The 20,230-nt window shown below is 73.9% G+C and carries 19 protein-coding genes; 7 read left to right on the forward strand and 12 right to left on the reverse strand.

The features are described 5' to 3' along the window. Positions 1-215 precede the first annotated feature (215 nt). The 3 genes from ACFHWE_RS20540 to ACFHWE_RS20550 form a co-directional block, all read right to left on the reverse strand. Complete coding sequence (locus tag ACFHWE_RS20540) at positions 216-1,769, reverse strand: BCCT family transporter (protein WP_416603356.1); 1,554 nt, start codon at positions 1,767-1,769, stop codon at positions 216-218. 233 nt (positions 1,770-2,002) lie between these two features. Continuing rightward, complete coding sequence (locus ACFHWE_RS20545; RefSeq protein WP_416603357.1) at positions 2,003-2,827, reverse strand: aldo/keto reductase; 825 nt, start codon at positions 2,825-2,827, stop codon at positions 2,003-2,005. Between the two features lie 89 nt (positions 2,828-2,916). Continuing rightward, positions 2,917-3,927: an NADP-dependent oxidoreductase gene (locus ACFHWE_RS20550; protein ID WP_416603359.1), complete on the reverse strand. Its 1,011-nt coding sequence runs from the start codon at positions 3,925-3,927 to the stop codon at positions 2,917-2,919. 193 nt (positions 3,928-4,120) lie between these two features. Here ACFHWE_RS20550 and ACFHWE_RS20555 point away from each other — a divergent pair, with 193 nt between their 5' ends. Both ACFHWE_RS20555 and ACFHWE_RS20560 read left to right on the forward strand, forming a co-directional pair. After that, on the forward strand, positions 4,121-5,170 hold the full coding sequence (locus ACFHWE_RS20555; RefSeq protein ID WP_416603360.1) for an endonuclease/exonuclease/phosphatase family protein: 1,050 nt from the start codon (positions 4,121-4,123) through the stop codon (positions 5,168-5,170). A gap of 45 nt (positions 5,171-5,215) precedes the next feature. Next, entirely contained in the window at positions 5,216-5,533 is a 318-nt protein-coding gene (locus tag ACFHWE_RS20560) for a type II toxin-antitoxin system PemK/MazF family toxin (RefSeq protein WP_416603361.1), read from the forward strand. 24 nt (positions 5,534-5,557) lie between these two features. Here the strand turns inward: ACFHWE_RS20560 and ACFHWE_RS20565 are convergent, their stop codons facing one another. Then, complete coding sequence (locus ACFHWE_RS20565; RefSeq protein ID WP_416603362.1) at positions 5,558-6,514, reverse strand: AraC family transcriptional regulator; 957 nt, start codon at positions 6,512-6,514, stop codon at positions 5,558-5,560. A 90-nt stretch (positions 6,515-6,604) separates the two neighbouring features. Between ACFHWE_RS20565 and ACFHWE_RS20570 the strand changes: the two genes are divergently transcribed. Then, positions 6,605-7,429 carry an NAD-dependent epimerase/dehydratase family protein gene (locus tag ACFHWE_RS20570; RefSeq protein WP_416603363.1) on the forward strand — a complete coding sequence of 275 codons (825 nt, stop codon included), beginning with the start codon at positions 6,605-6,607 and terminating at the stop codon, positions 7,427-7,429. 38 nt (positions 7,430-7,467) lie between these two features. Here the strand turns inward: ACFHWE_RS20570 and ACFHWE_RS20575 are convergent, their stop codons facing one another. Beyond that, positions 7,468-7,947, reverse strand: a complete 480-nt coding sequence (locus ACFHWE_RS20575) for a hypothetical protein (RefSeq protein WP_416603365.1) — start codon at positions 7,945-7,947, stop codon at positions 7,468-7,470. 290 nt (positions 7,948-8,237) lie between these two features. On the opposite strand from ACFHWE_RS20575, the gene ACFHWE_RS20580 reads away from it, so the two are divergent. Further along, entirely contained in the window at positions 8,238-8,846 is a 609-nt protein-coding gene (locus ACFHWE_RS20580) for a hypothetical protein (protein WP_416603366.1), read from the forward strand. Positions 8,847-8,922: 76 nt separating this feature from the next. Here ACFHWE_RS20580 and ACFHWE_RS20585 read toward each other — a convergent pair whose 3' ends face one another. The 5 genes from ACFHWE_RS20585 to ACFHWE_RS20605 are packed head-to-tail and all read right to left on the reverse strand — an operon-like array spanning position 8,923 to position 13,177. Then, positions 8,923-9,789, reverse strand: coding sequence for a biotin-dependent carboxyltransferase family protein (locus ACFHWE_RS20585; RefSeq protein ID WP_416603367.1), 867 nt, complete (start codon positions 9,787-9,789; stop codon positions 8,923-8,925). Then, positions 9,786-10,400: a 5-oxoprolinase subunit B family protein gene (locus tag ACFHWE_RS20590; RefSeq protein WP_416603369.1), complete on the reverse strand. Its 615-nt coding sequence runs from the start codon at positions 10,398-10,400 to the stop codon at positions 9,786-9,788. Before ACFHWE_RS20590 ends, ACFHWE_RS20585 begins: the two co-directional genes overlap by 4 nt. 17 nt (positions 10,401-10,417) lie before the next feature. After that, entirely contained in the window at positions 10,418-11,176 is a 759-nt protein-coding gene (locus ACFHWE_RS20595; RefSeq protein ID WP_416603370.1) for a LamB/YcsF family protein, read from the reverse strand. A gap of 29 nt (positions 11,177-11,205) precedes the next feature. Further along, positions 11,206-12,702, reverse strand: a complete 1,497-nt coding sequence (locus ACFHWE_RS20600; RefSeq protein WP_416603371.1) for an SDR family oxidoreductase — start codon at positions 12,700-12,702, stop codon at positions 11,206-11,208. Beyond that, positions 12,674-13,177, reverse strand: a complete 504-nt coding sequence (locus ACFHWE_RS20605) for a DUF4383 domain-containing protein (protein ID WP_416603374.1) — start codon at positions 13,175-13,177, stop codon at positions 12,674-12,676. The genes ACFHWE_RS20600 and ACFHWE_RS20605 overlap by 29 nt, the downstream gene beginning before the upstream one ends. A 94-nt stretch (positions 13,178-13,271) precedes the next feature. Between ACFHWE_RS20605 and ACFHWE_RS20610 the strand changes: the two genes are divergently transcribed. Next, entirely contained in the window at positions 13,272-14,222 is a 951-nt protein-coding gene (locus tag ACFHWE_RS20610; RefSeq protein WP_416603376.1) for a MerR family transcriptional regulator, read from the forward strand. A gap of 52 nt (positions 14,223-14,274) precedes the next feature. On the opposite strand, the gene ACFHWE_RS20615 is transcribed toward ACFHWE_RS20610, so the two are convergent. Both ACFHWE_RS20615 and ACFHWE_RS20620 read right to left on the reverse strand, forming a co-directional pair. Further along, positions 14,275-16,476 carry an MMPL family transporter gene (locus ACFHWE_RS20615; RefSeq protein WP_416603379.1) on the reverse strand — a complete coding sequence of 734 codons (2,202 nt, stop codon included), beginning with the start codon at positions 16,474-16,476 and terminating at the stop codon, positions 14,275-14,277. Positions 16,477-16,587: 111 nt separating this feature from the next. Beyond that, positions 16,588-17,775, reverse strand: coding sequence for a lycopene cyclase family protein (locus ACFHWE_RS20620; RefSeq protein ID WP_416603380.1), 1,188 nt, complete (start codon positions 17,773-17,775; stop codon positions 16,588-16,590). A 62-nt stretch (positions 17,776-17,837) separates the two neighbouring features. On the opposite strand from ACFHWE_RS20620, the gene ACFHWE_RS20625 reads away from it, so the two are divergent. After that, positions 17,838-18,587: a class I SAM-dependent methyltransferase gene (locus ACFHWE_RS20625; RefSeq protein ID WP_416603382.1), complete on the forward strand. Its 750-nt coding sequence runs from the start codon at positions 17,838-17,840 to the stop codon at positions 18,585-18,587. Further along, a complete protein-coding gene (locus ACFHWE_RS20630) occupies positions 18,577-20,157 on the forward strand; it encodes an FAD-dependent oxidoreductase (RefSeq protein ID WP_416603383.1) in 1,581 nt (526 codons plus the stop codon). Before ACFHWE_RS20625 ends, ACFHWE_RS20630 begins: the two co-directional genes overlap by 11 nt. Positions 20,158-20,230 lie beyond the last annotated feature (73 nt).

Below are 20,230 nucleotides of genomic sequence, written 5' to 3' on the forward strand. Positions count from 1 at the left end.
CGGCGCCCTGGACGAGGGCAACGGGCGGATGGTGATCGACACCCTGCGCGCCATGGCCGCCCAGGGCTGCTCGGTGGCCATCGCCACCCACAATCCCTCCGTGCGCGACGTCTGCGACACCGTCCTCGACGTCTCCACCCGGCAACCGGCCGCCGCACGGGTGTGAACACACGCTCCCGGGGGTCGGCCGGTGCGCACCGGCCGACCCCCGGCGGTCACTGCACGTCGCGGATCTTGATCACGCCCGCGGCGGCCTCCTGCTTCAGGGAACGCACCAGCCCGGCCATCATGATGAACGCGATCACGAAGAACGGCAGCCCGAACACGATGATCGTCTGTTGCAGGGCGTCCAGGCCGCCCACACCCGACGCGGTGAGGACGGTCGCGGCGACCACGCCCTCGGTGACGCCCCAGAAGACGCGCTGGCGGGTGGGGCTGACGGGCGAGCCGGAGCAGAGCATGTCCACCACCAGCGACGCGGAGTCGGAGGAGGTGGTGAAGAAGATGACGACGATGAGGATCGACACCGCCGACACCAGCGTCGTCAGCGGGTAGTGGGTGAGGAAGGCGAACAGTGCCCCTGGCACGTCCTCCTCGACGACGACCCGTTCGACGAGCCCGCCGCCCTGGTTCCACTCGATGTCGAAGGAGGACAGGCCGAACACGCTGAACCAGATGATGCTGAACCCCGTGGGGACGGCCAGGGCTCCGATGACGAACTCGCGGATGGTGCGGCCCCGGGAGATGCGGGCGATGAAGATGCCCACGAACGGCGACCAGGTGATGGTCCACGCCCAGTAGAAGACCGTCCACGACCCCTGCCAGCCGCTGTCGTTGAAGGTGTCGTTCCAGAACGCCAGGGAGACGAGCGAGTCCAGGTAGATGCCGGTGGTCTCGATGATGCCGCGGGCCAGGTACACCGTGGAGCCCGTCACGAACACGAAGACCAGCAGCGACACGGCCATGACGATGTTGATCGAGGACAGCCACTTGATGCCGATGTCCAGGCCGGTGGCCACGGAGGTCACGGCGACGGCCGTGACGACGGTGATGAGGATCAACTGGGTGAGGCGGGTCTCGGGGACGCCGAACAGTTCGTTGAGGCCGCTGTTGATCTGCATGGTGCCCAGGCCGATGGTCACCGACACGCCGAACAGCGTGCCCAGGACGGCGACGATGTCGACGGCGCGGCCGATGGGCCCGTGGATGCCGTCGCCGAGGAAGGGGTGGAAGACCGAACTGACGCGGAAGGGCAGCCCCTTTCGGTACACGAAGTAGCCGAAGGCGAGCGCCGGCAGGCAGAAGATCGTCCAGGTGTGCAGGCCGAAGTGGTAGAGGGTGAAGGCCATGGCCTGCTCGGCCGCCGCCGCGGACTCGGGGGGCACGTCCTGCTTCGGCGGATCGGCGAAGTGGCTGATGGGTTCGGCCACGCCCCAGAACATGAGGATGCTGCCGATCCCGGCGGCGAAGAGCATGCAGAACCAGACGAGGCCGCCGTATTCGGGTTCGCTGTTCGGCGGCCCCAGCCGGACGCTGCCGTATCGGCTGAGCGCGATCCAGATGAGGAAGCCGAGGAACGTGGTCACGCCGAGGATGTAGAGCCAGCCGAGCTTGTCCATGATCCAGGTGGACACGGCCCCGAAGCCGGTGTCGACGGCCTCGGTGAAGAGGATCGCGCTCGCCACGAAGGCGATGACCAGGATGACGGAAACAGCGAAGATGACCGGATCCGTCCGGAAACCCATTCTTTTGGTCAGTTTGTCGATCATTCCCCGCGCTTTCTGTCGCACTTTTCCCGGGCCTGAAGCGGCATCGTGGTCCCTGGTCACAGCAGACTACGGCGCATGGGCGGGTTTTCCTTGGAGGGTGCGCGAGGGTGGACCTGATCATTCCGATATGAGGAACGTCTATTTGGTTTTGTCCGGAAAAGCGAAACCGCCCCGGCCTTCCCGGCCGGGGCGGTGCACCGGGCGGGCCCCGTTCCCGGGAGCCCCGCCGCGGCTCAGGCCACGTTGAAGGTGGCGGGGTCGGGACCGACCCGGGTGTCGCGGTTCAGCGCGGAGACCGCGGCCATCTGGTCACCGTCGAGTTCGAAGTCGAAGACGTCGATGTTCTCGCGGATCCGCGCCGGGGTCGCCGACTTGGGGATGACGACGTTGCCCAACTGGAGGTGCCAGCGCAGCACCACCTGGGCGGCGCTCTTGCCGTGCTCGGCGCCGATCCCGGCCAGCACCGGGTCGTCGAGCAGTCCCTTGCCCTGCCCCAGCGGGCTCCACGCCTCGGTCAGCACACCGCGCTCGGCGTCGGCCGCGCGCATGGCCTCCTGGGTGAGGTAGGGGTGCACCTCGATCTGGTTGAGGGCCGGAACGGTCTCGCACTCGGCGGCGAGGCGGTCCAGGTGGTCGGCGTTGAAGTTGGAGACGCCGATGGACGCGGCGCGTCCCTCCGACAGGATCCGCTCGAAGGCCTTCCAGGTCTCGACGTACAGGTCCCGCTCGGGGGTCGGCCAGTGGATCAGGTACAGGTCCACGTAGTCCAGGCCGAGCCGGTCCAGGCTGCCCTCGAAGGCCTTCAGCGTGGTGTCGAAGCCCTGGTCGGCGTTCCACAGCTTGGTGGTGACGAACAGGTCCTCGCGCGCGATCCCGGATTCGGCGACCGCCCGGCCCACACCTGCCTCGTTGCCGTACACCTTGGCGGTGTCGATGGAGCGGTAGCCGGCCTCCAGCGCGGTGGAGACCACCGCGTGGGCCTCCTCGTCGGAGATCTGGAAGACGCCGAACCCGAGCTGCGGCATCGTGCGGCCGTTGTTGAGGGTGACGTACTGCAAAGTATGCCCTTCCGTGGCTGTTCTGGTGTGAGGGGGTGTCCGGGCCCCGCGCGGGTCGTGCGCTCGGGGGGCAGGGGCCCGGCAGTATCTCAGGGCGCCAGGCGCACCAGCATCTTGCCGGTGTTGGCGCCGCGCATCATGTCGAGGAAGGCCCCGGCCGCGTTCTCGATCCCGGTGACGACGGTCTGCTCGATGTGCAGGTCACCGCTGGCCACCCATGCCGCGGCCCTCGGCACGTACTCGCGGGAGATATCGCCGTGGTCGGTGACGATGAACCCGCGCAGGCTCAGGCGCTTGCCGACCGCGAGGAAGAGGTTGTCGGGGCCGGGCACCGGCTCGGTGGCGTTGTAGGCGGAGATGGCGCCGCACATCGCGATCCGGCCGAAGGGGCGCATCGCGGCGATCGCCGCGCGCAGGTGGTCCCCGCCGACGTTGTCGAAGTACACGTCGATCCCCTTGGGCGCGGCCTCGGCGAGCTGCCCCTCCAGGTCGCCCTCCCTGTAGTCGATCGCGGCGTCGAAGCCGAAGTCCTCCAGCAGTCGGCGCTTCTTCTCCGGGCCTCCCGCCGATCCGACCACCCGGGTGGCGCCGAGGCGCCGCGCGATCTGGCCCGCGGTGCTGCCGACCGCGCCCGCCGCACCGGAGATGAACACGGTGTCGTTCTCGTTGACCGGCGCGATCCGGGTGAGGCCGACGTAGGCGGTGAGGCCGGGCATGCCCAGAGCGCCCAGGTAGGACTCGGCGGACACCTTGGAGGTGTCGACGACCTGCGCCTCGTGGGCGTCGAGCAGAGCGTACTCGCGCCAGCCCGCCTGGTGGAGGACGGTGGAGCCGACGGGGACCGTGTCCACCCCCGAGGCGGTGACGGTGCCGACCGCGCCGCCCTGCATCACCTCGCCGAGGCGGAACGGCGGCACGTAGGACTTGGCGTCGTTCATCCGGCCGCGCATGTACGGGTCCACGGACATCCAGTCGTTGCGCACCTGGACCTGGCCGGGTCCGGGATCGGCCACGGTGGTCTCGACCAGGGAGAAGTCGGACTGCTTCGGCTCTCCGACGGGTCGGGCGACGAGGTGGACTTCCCTGCTGGATACGGGCATGGTGCTCCCCTGTGTGCCGGTGGCGGTGTGGCCGGGCGGAACTGGTCCTCCCGGAGGGCGTACCCGCCCACACTAGCGACGGTCCCTCCCGTGGCGGCGGCGCGGCACGGCGATAGGCGCCCCGCGAACCACACCGCGCTCTCCGGAGTCCGACCGGAGGGAGACGGCGGCGGGACGACGGAGGGGACAGGGCATGGAGCGGTCGACAGGGGTGGCGGATCCGGCCGAGGGTGCCAGGCCGCGGAGGAGTGCCGCTCTGACCTGGCCTGTCGCGGTGTCCGCGGGCGCCTTCGCGGTGTTCGCCCTGGTACGGGCCTTCGGTCTGGAGCGGGGTTTCCCGGCCGTGCCGCTGCTGGCCTACACGCCCTACGTGCTGGCCGCCGCCCTGCCCGTCGCGGTGGGCGCGGCCGTGCTCCGCCGGTGGGCGTCCGCGGCGGTGCTGGCCCTGGCGGTGCTCGTGCTGGCGGTGGCGGTGGTGCCGCGCGCGGTCCCCCACGGGATCACCGGCACCGGGGGGCCGCAGGTGCGGATCCTGACCCTCAACACACTGATGGGCGGCGTCGACCCGGCGGACCTGGTGGTCCTGGTGCGCGAGCGCGACGTGGACGTCCTCGCCCTCCAGGAGGTCACCCCCGCCCTGGTGGAGGGGCTGGCGGCGGCCGGGATCGGAGACGTGCTGCCCCACGTGGTGGACCACTCGGGGACGGGGGTGCACGGCAGCAGCGTGCACTCGGTCTTCTCGCTGACCGACCTGGGCGACCCGGGGCGGGAGATCGGGGCGTTCCACATGGCCCGCGCGCGGGCCGAGGTGTCCGGGCGCACGCTGGAGGTGGTGTCGGTGCACCCGGTGCCGCCCGTGTCCCCGGCCGCGGTGCGCGCCTGGGAGGAGGGGCTGGCGGCCGTGGCCGAGCTGCCGGGACCGGGGGCGGGTGTGCTCGGTCAGGCGGAGGGGCAGGACGACCCGCTGAAGCCGGATGTGCGCGTCCTGGCGGGGGACTTCAACGCCACGCCCGACCACGCCCGGATGCGCGAGGTCCTGGACATGGGCTATGTCAGCGCCGCGCGGATGGCCGGGGACGGCCTGACGGGCACCTGGCCCGCCGACGGCTTCCCGCCACGGGTGGCCATCGACCACGTGCTGGTGCGGGAGGGGATGGGTGTGGGCGCTTACGAGGTGCTGGACGTGGCGGGCACCGACCACCGGGCCGTGCTCGCCGAGGTGTCGCTGCCCGAACCCCGGTGAGGACCGCGCCGCGATGCGCGGCCGCGTTTCGCGCCGGGGCGCCGAATGAGCGCCCCTCCCCCGGTACGCGGACGTCTGTACTGGGCCGATATCGGTTTCGGGCGCAAGCCCTGGCTGGTGGTCTCCAACAACCACCGCAACCGCTCCCTGGGTGACTGTCTGGCGGTGCGGTTGACCACGACGCGGAAGGAACCGCGGCCTACCGTCGTCCCGCTGTGTCCGGCCGATCCACTCGTGGGCTGGGTCCTGTGTGACGAGCTCACACTGCTCTACGCCGAGGACCTGGCGGAGGACGCCGGGGCGCTGAGCTTGGCGACCATGACCTCGGTGGTCACCGGGCTCCAAGCGGCACTGGCGCTGTAGACCTTTGCCCGGCCCCGGTGGCGCTCAGCCGACCCGGGCGGGGACGGCGGCGGACCGGGCGCGGTACTGGGACGGGCTGACCCCGGTGTGCTTGCGGAAGGCCGTGCTGAAGGCGAAGGCGCTGCCGTAGCCGACGCGGGCGGCGACCGATTCCAGGCCCAGGGCGGGTTCGGCGACGAGCAGGTCGCAGGCCATGCTCAGGCGCCAGGTGCGCAGGTAGGTCATGGGCGGTACGGCCATCGCCTTCTGGAAGCGCGCGGCCAGGGTGGCGCGGGAGACCGCGCAGGCGCGCGCGAGCGCCTCCAGGGTCCAGGGGTGGGCGGGGTGTTCGTGGATCTCCTCCAGGGCGCGCGCCACCACCGGGTCGCTCTGGGCGGTGAGCCAGTTGGGGGCGGCGCGGGGGTGGTCCTCGATCCAGGCGCGGACGGCCATGACGAGCAGGGAGTCCAGGAGGCGGTCGTTGAGGCTGGCCTGGGCGGGCCTGCCGGAGGCGATCTCGCGGGAGAGCAGGTCCACGAGGACCGGGTCGACGCGGCCGCCGGGCAGGACCGCCATGGTCGGCAGGGCGGCCAGGGCCAGGCGGCCGACCTCGCTGTCGTCCTCGTAGGTGCCCACGATCATGGTGTCCTCGCCGTCGGGGTCGTTGCCCCAGATCCCCACGCCGTGGCTCATGGTCAGGTGGACCTCCCGGCCGTCACCCGAGACGCAGCGCTGGCCGGGGAGGATGGTGATGTCGGGGGTGTGCCCGCCGCCGTCGGAGACCACGTAGGGGTCGGGTCCGCGGATCAGGAGCAGGTCGCCGGTGGCCAGGTCGGCCTCTCCGTGGGGTCCGGACACGTGTGCCCGGCCCGAGGTGACGACGACGAGGCTGAGCGCGGCGTTGTCGCGCACGTCGATGGCCCAGGGCGAGCCCATCACGGCGCGCAGGGTGCAGGCGCCCCGGGCGCGGGGGCCGTCCAGGAGGTGGGCGAGGGGGTCCATGCCGCCACTCTACGCCGCTTTGGACGATCGCTTATGGAATCCAGAATCCAGGCCATGTCCCGTCTGGCTTCGCGCTGTTGTACTGGGGCCATGACGACACACGACCGTATTCTTGTCACCGGCGGCACCGGCATGACCGGCCGCCGCGTCACCGACCTGCTCCGACAGCGCGGAGCCGACGTGATCGTGGGCTCACGCAAGGGCGAACCGCCCTTCGAGTGGCACGACCCGGCTACCTGGGACGCCGTGCTGGAGGGCACCACCGCCGTCTACCTCTGCTACCACCCCGACATCGCCTTCCCCGGCGCGGCGGAGGCCCTCGGCTCCCTCGCCGAGCGGGCCGCCGGGGCGGGCGTGGAGCGCGCGGTCCTGCTCTCCGGGCGCGGTATGGAGGAGGCGCTCGTCTCCGAGCGCGCGGTCCGCGAACACCTGCCCCGGGCGACCGTGGTGCGCTGTGCGATGTTCGCGCAGAACTACTCCGAGAGCTTCTTCCTCGACCAGGTGCGCGGCGGCACGGTGGTCCTGCCGGTCGCGGACGTCCCCGAACCCTTCGTCGACCTGGACGACGTGGCGGAGGCGACCGTGGCCGCGCTGACCGCCGACGGGCACGCCGGGCAGGACTACGAACTGACCGGGCCCCGGTCGCTGACCTTCACGGAGGCGGCCGCGGTGCTGTCCGGGGCGTCGGGGCGCCCGGTGGCGCACGCGACGGTGGATCCGGAGGCGTTCGCGGCGGGCGCGCTCGCGGAGGGCCACCCCGCCGAGATCGCGCACGGCATGGTGGAGCTGTTCGGGCAGATCCTGGACGGGCGCAACCGCGAGCCGGGGGACGGGGTGCGGCGGGTGCTGGGCCGTCCCGCACGGGACTTCACCGAGTACGCCCGCCGTGCCGCCGAGGCGGGGGCGTGGGGCTGATCCGGGTGCCGGGCGCCGCCTCGACGGGCGGCGCCCGCTCAGTCGGCGGTCGCGGAACCGGTGCCGCCCCGCCGCCGGGCGAGGAGGAAACGGGTCCAGAGCACGCCCAGCCCGATCGGGAGGGAGAGCGCGGCGACGGTGATCAGGGCCGAGAGGATCCACTCTCGGGAGCCGTCCGGCCCGTAGACGCGGTCGGGCGCGCCCGCGTCCACGGCGGGGATCGACGCCCCGATCAGACAGGTGTCCTGGTCCGCGGCGTGCAGTGTGGTGTCGCGGGGCCCGCCGCCGTCCTCGGAGGTGAAGGAGCCCAGGCAGTAGCAGGACTCGTGCCCGGGATGCTGCACGCACGACAGGTGGGCCGGGACGAACACGCCGGGGGTGCCCTCGCCGCGCGCGGCGCGGATCCCCTGGTCGAGCCCGGACACTCCCATGTAGCCGAGCAGCCCCGCCAGGATGAGGACGACGAGGGCGAAGAAGGGCGAAGGGGGGCGGGACACGGTGTCGGTGTTCGTGCTCATGCCGGTCGCCCCCGCGCCGCACGGCACGGCGGTCCGGATCGCTCGTCGACGGTCCTCGCCGTGTCGGTGGACACCGCTACGGACAAGCCGGAACCTCCAATGCGGACATTGCAGACAGGGGCACCATACAGCACGAAGAGCACCCTTTCTGTCGCGATCGGACACCCTCGCCCGCACCGTGCGCCGGGGGGAGCACGACCTGGGCCGACATCGGCCGGAAAAGGTGGAAAACCCGTGGAAAGCGGGTAACGGGAAAGCGGCAACCTCCACGACATCCCCAGGAGTCCCCCGTGGTCCTGTACGCCCAGCGCCCCCTGCGCGCGCTCCTCCAACTCGTCGCCGACCTCATCGCCCTGGCCTGGATCTACCTGTGGGTCAAGGTGGCGCTGGCGCTGCGGGAGACCATCACCGCGCTGGAGCGGCCCGGCGAACTGCTCGCCGAAGCGGGGTCCGGCGTCAGCGAGCACATGGACACCGCCGCCGGGCACGCGGAGGGGATCCCGCTGGTGGGCGACGAGATCGCCGTTCCCTTCACCCAGGTGGGAGAGGCGGGCACCTCGCTGACCAACGCGGGCACCTCCTTCCAGGAGTCGGTGGCCGAACTGGCGTTCTACCTTCCGCTGCTGGTCGCCGTCCTGGCGCTGCTGCTGCTGGCCGCCACCTGGCTGCCCGCGCGCGCCCGCTGGATCCGGGCGGCGAACGCGGCGGGGCGGACGAAGAAGCTGGACCCGGCGGCGCGCGACCGGCTGCTGGCGCTGCGCGCCCTGACCTCGGCACCGACCCGCAAGCTGGCGGGCGTGCACGCGGACCCGGCCGGGGCCTGGCGGTCCGAGGACCAGAAGACCATCGAGGCGCTCGCCGCACTGGAGCTGAAGCGGCTCGGCCTGCGCAGGCGCTGAGCACTGGCCGGGTGGGGACGTGCGGCACCGGCTACGGGCACCGACCGGGCCGGCGCACGACTGCACCGTGTACCCCTCACCGGCCCGGGTGGGGCGTGAAGCGCACCCGGGTGCCGGGGGCCGCCTGGGCGGCATCGGGCAGGTCGGCCGAGCACACCACCGCGATCACCGGGTAGCCGCCGGTCACGGGGTGGTCGGCGAGGAAGAGCACGGGCTCCCCGCCTGGCGGCACCTGAAGGGCACCCGCCACCATCCCCTCGCTCGGAAGCTCGCCGCCGCGCGCCCGCCGCAGCACCGGCCCCGACAGGCGCGCCCCCACCCGGTCGGTGCGGGCGGTCACCCCGTAGACCGCGCCGAACAGGGTGTCCAGCGCCCCGGCGGTGAACCAGTCCTCGCGGGGCCCCGGGACCGCCCTGAGGCGGACTTCCGGTCCGCCCACGGGGGCGACCGGGGCGTGGTCGGCCACGGGGAACCGCGCGGGCGGCGCGCCGACCGGCAGCAGGTCGCCGGGGCGGGGCACCGCCGGGCCGAGCCCGGCCAGGACGTCGGTGCTGCGCGAGCCCAGGACGGGCGCCACGTCCACCCCGCCGCGTACGGCCAGGTAGGAGCGGAGCCCGCGCCGGGCCGCGCCCATGGACAGCTCCGCGCCGTCGGGCAGGCGCAGCACGGTGTTCAGCGGCACCGGCCGACCGTCCACCGCCAGGGGCACGGGCGCCCCGGTGACGGCCACGGTGACCGCACCGTGCGCCCGAACCCCGAGCCCGCCCACCGTGGCCTCCAGCGCGGCGGCGCCGACGGGGTTGGCCACGAGGCGGTTGGCCAGGGCGTGGGAGCGGGCGTCGGCGGCGCCGGAGCGGCCCACGCCCAGGTCGGCGCAGCCGAACCGGCCCGTGTCCTGCACGGTGGTCAGCGGCCCGGTCTCCAGGACCTCCAGCGCGATCACCGCGCCTCCGTGAAGCGCACGCGCACCCCGGGGCGCAGGAGTCCGGGCGGGTCCCGGTCCAGGTCCCACAGGCGCACGTCCGTACGGCCGATCAGTTGCCAGCCTCCGGGCGAGGCGCGCGGGTACACGCCCGTGAACTCCCCGGCCAGCGCCACCGAGCCGACGGGCACACGGGTGCGCGCCTCCCCGCGCCGGGGCACGCGCAGCCTCGGATCACCGCCGGTCAGGTACCCGAAACCGGGGGCGAAGCCGCAGAAGGCGACGGTCCACACGGTCGCGGTGTGCGCCCGGACGACCTCCCCGGCCGTGAGCCCCGTCAGCCGCGCGACGTCGGCCAAGTCCTCACCGTCGTAGCGCACCGGCAGCGTCACGGCCCCGGCGTCGGCGGCGTCCCCGCTCTCCCCGGTGAGGGGCAGTGCGGCGACGGCGGCGGCGACCTCCTCCGGGTCGGCCCCGGGCTCCAGGCGCAGCAGCACGGTGCGGGCGGCGGGGACGGTGTCTCCGACACCCGGCGGCGGGTGCTCGGCCAGGGCCGCGCGTAGCGCGATCACCTCGGCCGCGTCGGCGACCTCCACCAGGAGACCGGTGTCGGCGCATTTCAGGACGCGCACACCCCTCCCCCTCCCTGTCAGTCCACGAACGGTTCCAGGGCCACGCCCTCGGCCCGCAGCCTCTCGGCGACGGCGGCGGCGGTCTCCACAGCGCCGGGGCTGTCACCGTGGACGCACAGGGAGTCGGCCTCGATGACGATCTCCGTACCGTCGGCCGCCTCGACCGGTTCACCGCGGGCGATGCGCAGGCAGCGTTCGGCGATCGTGTCGGGGTCGTGCAGGACCGCGCCGGGTTCACGGCGGGAGACCAGTGTGCCCTGGGGGGTGTAGGCGCGGTCGGCGAAGGCCTCGCGGCGGGTGCGCAGCCCCGCCTCCTCGGCCAGGCGCAGGAATTCCGAGCCGGGCAGGCCGAGCACCGCCAGACCGGGGTCGTAGGCGGTGACGGCCTCGACCACGGCGGCGGCCTGCGCGGTGTGGTGCACGATCGCGTTGTAGAGCGCCCCGTGGGGTTTGACGTAGCGGACGCGCTCCCCGGCCAGGGAGGTGAACGCGGCCAGGGCGCCGATCTGGTAGACGACCTCGTCGGTGAGTTCGGCGGGCGGCACGTCCATGAAGCGGCGCCCGAACCCGGTCAGGTCGCGGTAGCCCACGTGCGCGCCGACGGCCACACCGCGCTCGGCGGCCCGTCTGGTGGTGCGGCGCAGCACGGTCGGGTCGCCGGCGTGGAACCCGCAGGCGACGTTGGCACTGGTCACAATGGCCAGGAGCGCCTCGTCGTCGCCGAGTTCCCAGCGCCCGTGCCCCTCGCCGAGGTCGGAGTTGAGGTCGATGCGCACCGGACTGCCTCCCTCTGTCCGGTTCGAGCCTACGCGGTCGGCGGCGCCTCCCGGGAGGCGCGGGCGGCGATGTTGCGGGCCATGTCACCGAAGACCAGGCCGTGGAAGAGCGTCACCGCCTTCCAGTAGAGGTGTCCGGCCAGGCCGCGCGGCCGGAACAGGGCGCGCTGGCGGTACACGGTGCGCCCGTCCTCACGCTCCACCGACATCTCCAGCCACGCCAGGCCGGGCAGTCGCATCTCCGCTCGCAGCCGCAGCAGCCTCCCCGGTTCGATCTCCTCCACCCGCCAGAAGTCGAGCGAGTCGCCCACGCGCAGGCGGGCGGGGTCGCGACGCCCCCTGCGCAACCCGACCCCGCCCACGGCGATGTCGATCCAGCCGCGCGCGGCCCAGGCCAGCGGCCACGAGTACCAGCCCCGTTCGCCGCCGATGCCCTCGATGACGCTCCACAGCCGCTCGGGCGGGGCGTCCACGGTCCTCGTGCACTCGTCGGTGTAGAGGCTGCCACCCGCCCAGTCCGGGTCGGTGGGCAGCGGGTCCGACGGGGCGGTCGGCCAGGCCGCCGACGACCACCGGGTGTCCACGTTCGACTCGTTCACACGGCGCAGCGCCAACTTCACCGCCTCGTCGAACCGGAGCCGCTCGTGGTCGCCGAGCAGGTCGGACAGGTCGTCCTCACGCATCACCGAGTCGTGGCGCAGCGACTCCACCAGCGGGCGGGCGATGGAGGGCGGGACCGGGGTGATCAGCCCCACCCAGAGGCTGGACAGGCCCGGGGACAGGACCGGCACCGGGATGATGAGCCTGCGGCTGATCCCGGCCACCGCGGCGAACCGCTGGATCATCTCGGCGTAGGTGAGCACCTCCGGACCGCCCACGTCGAAGGTGCGGTCGGTGTCCGGCGGCAGGTCCGCCGCCTCCACGAGGAGCCTGAGCACGTCGCGCACGGCGATGGGCTGGACGCGGCTGCGCACCCACCGGGGCGTGGTCATGGCGGGCAGGCGCTCGGTGAGGTGGCGCAGCATCTCGAAGGAGGCCGAGCCCGAACCGATGATGACCGCCGCGCGCAGGACGGCGGCGGGCACCGGGGAGGCGAGGAAGATGTCGCCGACCTCGGTGCGGGAGGCCATGTGCGCCGAGAGCGCCTCGCCCGGCGGGGCGAGCCCGCCGAGGTAGACGATCCGGCCGGTGCCGGCCCGCTCGGCGGCGCGCGCGAAGGTGCGGGCGCCCTCGGCGTCCTGAGCGGCGAACCCGCTCCCGCCGGCCATGGCGTGGACCAGGTAGTAGGCGACGTCCATGCCGGTGAGCGCCTCGTCCAGCCCGGAGCCGTCGGAGACGTCCCCCTTGACGACCTCCACCCGGTCGCGCCAGGGGTGGTCGCGCAGTTTCTCCGGGGTGCGCGCCAGGCACCGAACTCGGTGCCCGGCGTCCAGGAGCCGGGGGACCAGCCGCCCCCCGACGTAGCCGGTCGCCCCGGTGACCAGTACGCGCACGGCCTCAGACCGCCATCCGGGTCGGCTGGCCATAGGCCGCGTCATACCGTCGGCGCCACTCGCGGGCGATCCGGTGGGGGTCGCCCGTGAGAAGACCGGCGCTGCCCCTGCCGTATACGCCGAAGGCCATCATCGCGAAGCCGACGACGCCGAGGACGGCGCCGGGCGCCGAGAAGGCGAGGACGTTGGGGCTGAGGTTCATGAGGTAGAGGTTGGCCAGCCCGCCCACCGCGAACAGCAGGCCCGTGGTCGTGCAGACGGTGGAGGAGAACCTGCCTCCGACCGCCGCGGCCCCGACCAGGAACGACCCGATCGCCACCGCGATGAAGCCGAGCACTCCGTCGGTGGACATCCCCACGATCACCTCTCCCTGTTCTCCGACCAGCGGAATCCCGACCATCAGTCCCACCACGCCGAATCCGATGAACGCGAGTCCGATCAGCACCGATCCCGTCCGGTGGACGGTGTCGAAGTGCCGGCTCGCGCTGTGCTTGGTGTGTGCGTCCATCGTGCCGTTCCTTTCGGTGTTTCCCCAGATAGAGTCGGTCGCACACGCTCGGCACCACAAGTCGCGTCGCTTGTGCGACGTTTTGGAGGGGATCATGAGCGGCACTCTCTCACCCGGGGCGGCGGCCCGCCTGCTCGGCGTCGCCCCCTCGACCCTGCGAAGCTGGGACCGGCGCTACGGGGTGGGACCGCACGGGCGCAGTCCGGGCGGGCACCGTCGCTACACGCCCGAGGACATGGACCGTCTGCGCGAACTGTGCCGGCTGGTCGGCGAGGGGGTGCCCCCCGCCGACGCGGCGCGGCGGGTACTGGCGGAGGACGATCCGGCGGCCCTGCCCGGGTCCACGCCCCCCGCCCCCAGGGCCACCGGTGACGGAGCGCCCGCCTCCCTCCGGAACGCCCCGACCCTCCGCAGTGTGAACCACGCCGCGATGCGCCTGGACGCGGAACTGGTGGAGGAGCTCCTCGAAGACGTCTTCACCGAACGCGGCGTCGTGGCCGCGTGGGAGGAGCTGGCGATGCCGCTGCTGTACGGGATGGGACGCAAGTGGGAGGCGTCCAAGCAGTACGTGGAGGTGGAGCACCTGCTGTCGTGGTGCGTGTCGTCGGTACTGCGCCGGGTCCAGGGGCCGACGCCCGGGGGCGGGGGGCGTCCGGTGCTGCTGGCCTGCGGGCCACACGAGACGCACAGCCTGCCGATGGAGGCGCTGGCCGCCGCGCTGCGGGAGGCCGGGGAGCCCCACCGGATGCTCGGTCCGTGCACGCCGGTGGAGGCGGTCACCGCCGCGGCGCGCCGCTCCGCGCCCCGGGCGGTGGTCGTGTGGTGCCAAGGCGCGGCGCCGGGTGCCGAGTTGGCCCTGCTGGCGACGGTACGCGCGGTCTCCGACTCCACGCTGACCACGCGCCTGCTCACCGCCGGTCCCGGCTGGGGCGGCCTGCCGGAGGCGATGCGGCTGCGTGACGGCCACCTCTCCTCGCTCGGCGAGGCGTTCCGTGTGCTGGTCCCGCACACGGCGGCCCCCCGGACGGGTCCGGGGGGCCGCTGAAGGGGGCGGCGCGGCGGCTCCCCTTGTCGGCCGCCGCGCCGTCGGCTCCGCGCTACCGGGCGGTGCCGTTCTCCGGGGCGTCGGAGCCGGTCGGCGTCTCCACCGCGTCCCGGGCGGGGGCCGCGCGGCGGGCGCGGCCGGGCCACCACACGGCCGGCCCGATCTCCAGCGACAGTGCGGGCACCAGCACGGTCCGCACCAGGAGCGCGTCCACGAGCACGCCGAAGGCCACGAGGAACGCCAACTGGAGCAGGAACAGCAGCGGGATCACCGCCAGGGCGGCGAAGGTCACAGCCAGGACCACCCCGGCGGAGGTGATCACCCCGCCGGTCACGGTCAGGGCGCGCAGGACGCCCTCGCGGTGCCCGTGCTCCAGGGTCTCCTCCCGGGCCCGGGACATGAGGAAGATGCTGTAGTCGATGCCCAGCGCCACCAGGAACACGAACGCGAACAGCGGCACCACCGGGTCCGCGCCGGGCAGGCCGAGCAGACGGTCGAACACCAGCGCGCCCACGCCGAGCGCGGCGGCGAAGGACAGGACGTTGACCGCCATGAGCAGCAGCGGCGCCACGAGGGAGCGCAGCAGCGGGATGAGGACGAGGAAGACCACCGCCAGTACCAGCGGCACCACCACGGTGAAGTCGCGCTGTGCGGTCTCCAGGGTGTCCAGGTCGGTGGCGCTCACGCCGCCGACCAGGGCGTTCGCCCCCTCCACCGAGCGCAGTCCCTCGCGCAGGCCCCGCACGGCGTCGAGCGCCTCGGGCGACTCGGGGCCGACTGTGAGGACCGCCTCGACGAGTACGCGGCCGTCCTCCTCCAGGGGCGGTGTGTCGGCACCGGGCGGACCGGGTTCGGTGACCGGTGCGGCCTCGCTCACCTGGTCGAGTGCCTCGGCGGTGCGCACGACCTCGTCCAGGTGGTCGGCGTCGGCGACCACGAGGGCGGGGGCGGCCGACGCCTCGGTGCCGAACCCGCGTTCGAGGACCTCCTGGGCGTCGACCGCCTCGACCTCGGTGCGGAACACCTCGGCCTGTCCGGTGCCCCCGGCGTCGAACTGCGGGGCGAAGGCCGCGGCAGCGACCAGGGCGGCGGTGGTGGCGATCCAGGCCAGGCGCTGTCTGCGGGCCACGGCGGTGGCTAGGCGGCCCCAGAAGGGGTGGCGCTCCACGACCTCGTCGAGGCTTCCCCCGGCCTCGCGGGAGCCGTGCGGTGCCAGGGGCCAGAACGCGGCCCTCCCGGAGAGGGCGAGCACGGCGGGCAGGAAGGTCATCGCCGACAGCAGTGCGGCGACGACTCCGATGGCGACCACGGGCCCCAGGCTTCGGGTGGAGGCCAGGTCGGCGGCGAGCAGGCAGAGCAGGCCGAGGATGACGGTTCCACCGGAGGCCAGGACCGGACCGGTCACCCCGCGCACGGCGGCCAGGACCGCGTCGGGGACGCGGTCTCGGGCGGCCAGCTCCTCCCGGTAGCGCGCCACCAGCAGCAGGGCGTAGTCGGTGCAGGCGCCCACGACCAGGATGAACAGGATGCCCTGGCTCTGGCCGTTGAGGCTGACCAGTCCGGTGTCGGCGGCCAGGTAGACCAGGGCGCCGGACAGGCCCAGGGCGAGCAGACAGGCCAGGATGACCAGGACCGGCAGCAGGGGCGAGCGGTAGACGGCCACGAGGATGACCAGGACGGCGGCGACGGCCACGAGCAGCAGGGTGGAGTCGATGCCGCCGAAGGCCGCCGCGAGGTCGGCGGCGTACCCGGCCGGCCCGGTGACCTGGGCCCGCAGGCCGTCGACGGGCTCGTCGGCCAGGAGCGCGCGCAGGTCCTCGACCGCTTCGCCGGTGTCCGCCCCGGCCCCGATGGGGACGACGAATTGGGCGACCGAGGGGTCCTCGGTGCCGGGGAAGGGCCCGACGACCTCTCCGGAGACCCAGGGCTCACCGGCGACGGACTCGGCGGCGGCGCCGATACCGGCGAGTTCGTCCCCGGTGATCTCCGGCCCGTCGGTGCCGTCGTCGCGGGAGTAGACCACGACGGCCGGCACGGCGTCCGCGCGGTCGAACCCCTCGGCGATCTCACCGGCCTCGGTGGACTCGGCGCCCACGGGCAGGAACGCGCCGGGGTCGTTGGTCTGCACCTCGCCGAGCTTGCCCAGGAAGGCGCCCAGCGGTCCGGCCCCGGCCAGCCACACCAGGGCGACCAGCAGCGCCGCGCCGATCCACCGGCGCGAGCCGCGCCCCGGTCGGCGATCGCTCTCGTCCACGTCCCGATCCCCCTTGCAAAGACTACTCGAAAAGTAAGTCTCTTGTTTTTCGAGCTTGTTTTCGGCATGACTCTACCGCAGTCGGACACCGTCGCGAACCCGCCCCCCGGTTCAGCGCCGACGGCGCCCCCGCAGCGCGTACCACACCTGGTCCAGCGAGGTCAGCGACATCGCGCCCACCGGGGTGGACAGCCCCATCGCCAGTTCCCGGCCCAGACCGGAGCCGCCGTCGAGGAAGGCCAACACGTCGCCGAAGGGGTGGGCCGCGAACAGTCCCGCGAAGAACTCCGCGCCCCGGATCCGGCCCGTGTCCAGCGCGCGCAGCATGACCGCGTCCATCGCAAGATGGCGCCTCCGGTGCGGCACCGGCGGCACGGGCACCCGGCCCTCCTCCAGCGCCCGCGCCACCGCCGCAGCCTGCCGCCCCACCCCGCTGAACGTGTACCCGGTCGAGGGCCGGGTCGCCCCGCCCGCCGTGCCCACCCGGAACACGCGCCGCCCCGCCCTGGGCCGGAAGGGCGCGTCCGTCATCGGGATGACCCCCTGCTCGGTCGCGGTCACCTCCACCTCCGGCAGCCCCAGCAGAGCGCAGTAGTCCGCCAAGGCCCGCTCGTACTCGGCCACCGTGAGCACGGCGGGGCCGAACTCGGTGTACTCCACCAGCGCCTCGCGCCGCGACAGCGGCAGCACGTAGCCGAAGGCCACCCCGGCCGGGGGCTGCGGAGGGCGCAGGTCCATCAGCACCGCGGCTCCTGGGTCGAACGCATCGGAGGCCGTGCGCACGAACCAGCCGCGGAAGTGCTGGAGCAGGTGGGTGCGCCCCCGCGGCGGCGGGCTCGGCGGCCGCGAGTCGAACACCCACGACGCGGTCAGGCGCTCCCGCGCCCCTCCGGGACCGCACGCCTCGACCACGGCCCGTTCCGCGCCGTCCTCGATACCGGTGACCAGCAGCGGCAGGGGGTCCACGTGCGGCCCGGCCAGGGCCCGCACGTGGGCGGCCACGTCCACGGACCTGAGCATCTTGTACACGTAGGGCGCCGCCGGTGAGGAGTGGCCGGTCCCGTCCGGGCCGATGACCGACAGGTGCTCCCACCGGGCGGCGAGCAGGCCGTCCCACGGCCCGCCGTCGGGCTCCCAGAAGCACCAGGTGCGCGCGGGCGGCGTGTGCGGGCCGGGCGGCGGCTCCAGGAGCGCGACGCGCAGCGGTCGACCGCCCCGGTCGTTGACCCCGCCCAGAAGGTGGGTCAGGGTGAGCCCAGCGGCTCCCCCGCCGATGATCGCCACGTCGTAGTCGGCCATGCCCCCAGCATGCACCGGGGACCCCGCGCACGCACGCCGGCACGAACCCTGGAGAGGCCACTGTGAACACCGCAGCCCTGAAGGGCGAACCGGTCACCGCCGAGTTCGACCACGCGGCCCACGCCTACGACCGCCTCGTGGCGGCCAACCCCGGCTACCACTCCCACCTGCGTACCTCCGCCCGCCGCCTGGGACTGGACGGCACAGGCGAGGGGCTGCGGATCCTGGACCTGGGGTGCGGCACGGGCGCCTCCACCAAGGCGCTGCTGCACGTGCTCCCCCGCGCGCGGATCACCGGCGTGGACGCCTCCGAGGGCATGCTGGAGTCGGCACGCGCCAAGCCGTGGCCCGACTCGGTCTCCTTCCACCGGGCGCGCGCCGAGGACCTGACCCCGCAGTGGGCCGCCGAGCACCTGGGCGGGCCCGCGGACGCCGTGTTCGGCGCCTACCTGATCCGCAACTGCCCCGACCCCGACGCGCTGCTGTCGACGGTGCGCGACCTGCTCCGACCGGGCGGGCGGCTGGTCCTGCACGAGTACTCCGTGGCCGACTCCGTGGCCGCGCGCACGGTGTGGTCGGCTGTGTGCTGGGGGGTGGTCATCCCCGCCGGCCGGGCGCTGACGGGCCGCGGCGACCTGTTCCGGTACCTGTGGCGCGGCGTTCTGGACTTCGACGGCCGCCAGGCCCTCCTGGAGCGGATGCGCCGCGCGGGCCTGGCGTCGGTGGCCAGCGCGCCGCTGCCCGGATGGCAGCACGGGATCACCCACACCTTCGCGGGCCTGCGCCCCGAGGAGGCCGACGGTGGCCGCTGACACCACCGGTCCGGGACGGGTGCGCGACCCGCTGGCCGAGGCGCTCGCGCCCGCCCCGCCGACCGGTCCGCGCCCCGCGTCCACCCCCCGGGTGGCCGTGGTGGGCGGCGGCATCGCCGGGCTCGCGACCGCCTGCGCGCTGGCCGAACGGGACGTGGAGGTGACGGTGTTCGAGAGCGAGCCGTCGCTCGGCGGACGCCTGCGCGGCTGGTCCACGACGCTGGCCGACGGCTCGACCGCGACCATGACGCGGGGGTTCCACGCGTTCTTCCGGCAGTACTACAACCTGCGCGCCCTGCTGCGCCGGGCCGACCCGGCCCTGGAGGGCCTCGTCGCGCTGCCCGACTACCCGCTGGTGCACCGGGACGGGCCGCGCGACCGCTTCGCGGGCCTGCCCTCCACCCCGCCCTGGAACGCGGCCGTGCTCGCCGCCACCAGCCCGAGCTTCCCGGCGCGCGACCTGGCCCGGGTGAACGTCCCCGCCGCCCTGCAACTGCTGGACGTGGACGTGCCCGGCACCTACGAGCGGCTGGACCACCTGAGCTCCCGCGCCCTCCTGGACGCGGTCCGCTTCCCGCCCCGCGCCCGGCACCTGGCCTTCGAGGTGTTCACGCGCAGCTTCTTCTGCGCCCCGGAGCGGCTGTCGGCGGCCGAACTGGCGGTGATGTTCCACATCTACTTCCTCGGCTCGTCCGAGGGGCTGGCCTTCGACGTGCCGCGCTCACCCTTCCCCCGGGCCCTGTGGAACCCGCTGGCGGCACACCTGGCCGCGCTGGGGGTGCGCCTGCACACGTCCCACGCCGTCGAGACGGTGGTGCCGGGCCGCGGAGGGCACCGGTTCTCGGTGCGTACACGCGACGCGTCGGGGGCCGTCGCCAGCACCGGCGCCGACGCCGTGGTGCTCGCCGCGGACCCCGGCGGCACCCGCGGCCTGGTGGCGGCCTCGCCCGGCCTGGGCGACGGCCCCTGGCGCGACCGGGTGGCCCGGCTGGAGACCGCGCCGCCGTTCCTGGTGTCGCGGTACTGGCTCGACCGCCCGGTGCGGCCGCACCGGCCCGCCTTCCTGGGCACGGCGGGCCACCCCTCTCTGGACAACATCAGCGTGCTGGAGCGCTACGAGGACGAGGCGCGGGCGTGGGCGCGGCGCACCGGCGGTTCGGTGGTGGAGCTGCACGCCTACGCGCTGGAGGCCGGGGGCGACCCCGAGGCGGAGCGGCGCGCGCTGTGGAAGCAGGCGTGCGCGGTCTACCCCGAACTCGCCGGCGCCCGCGCGGTGGACTCCCGGCACGAGACGCGCGCCGACTGCCCGCTGTTCCCGCCGGGCGGCTACCGGGACCGGTGCGGCGTGCGCTCACCCGACCCGTTCGTGGTGGTGGCAGGCGACCACGTGCGTACGGACCTGCCGGTGGCGCTCATGGAGCGCGCGGCCACGAGCGGCCTGCTCGCCGCCAACGCGCTGCTGGAGCGGTGGGGGCGGCAGGGGCACACGGTGTGGACCGTACCCCGGCGGGGCAGGTCGGCGCCGCTGCGCGCCCTGGCGCGGTGGGCGCGGCGGCCGCCGCGCAGGTGACGTCCGCGGTCGGGGCTCCCCTTGCTGCCACGCGCCACCGGCCCCCGACGGGCGCCCCGGCGGGCGGGGACGC

Source organism: Nocardiopsis sp. LOL_012 (genome assembly GCF_048060475.1).
Lineage (GTDB): Bacteria > Actinomycetota > Actinomycetes > Streptosporangiales > Streptosporangiaceae > Nocardiopsis.